This is a genomic window from Helicobacter didelphidarum, from assembly GCF_003364195.1.
GTDB lineage: Bacteria > Campylobacterota > Campylobacteria > Campylobacterales > Helicobacteraceae > Helicobacter_A > Helicobacter_A didelphidarum.
The window spans coordinates 1-606 of sequence record NZ_NXLQ01000188.1 but is presented as its reverse complement, the minus strand read 5'-3'; the positions used below and the strand labels follow the sequence as shown (position 1 = coordinate 606).

Genomic DNA, 606 nt, shown 5'->3' with positions numbered 1-606 from the left:
CACACCTTATTCATATTATTTAGAGCCTAGCTATCACGAATTTAAAAAGATGTGTAAGCTTAATGAATTACCAAATAATGAAGAGAAGTATAATAAAATACTAAGTTACTTTGGATTGAGTTTAGATACGCTTGATTGGGAGGAGTTGAATAGAAGAGCTTATAAATTAGGTAAAGAAGCCTCTTTGTATTTACATAATTATAGAGAATATAGCGTATATATAGGAGAAATCAAAAAATCAAGATATAGTGTTAATTTAAACTTATATAGTTATCAAAATAATTTTTCTAAAAATAATATTACATCAGCCATTATACTTGGCACTTGGAAAACAAAACGCTACAATTTAGAAACAAAAGGTATGGCTAGTTATGAACTAGAATGGCAAGAAAAAGAGCTTTCTTGTAGTCTTGATTTTGGTATAAATTTAAGGAGTGAATTATGACAAATAAACAACAAACACAAAAACTTCGTGATTATGCTGAACTTTCGTGGGCAAGCTATGGGTATTTTCATCTAGCAAAATCTCAAAGGATATGTTTATGGTATTATTTTTAGTGATATTATGGAATATTATTATCCCTCTTACTCTCTCATATTTTATAT

The 606-nt window shown here is 27.9% G+C and carries 1 protein-coding gene; it reads left to right on the top strand.

Annotation, left to right across the window (positions count from 1 at the left end):
• Positions 1 to 445 (top strand): hypothetical protein (locus CQA53_RS13460; RefSeq protein WP_245945924.1); only part of this gene is annotated, 445 nt, incomplete at its 5' end.
• Between the last annotated feature and the right edge of the window lie 161 nt (positions 446 to 606).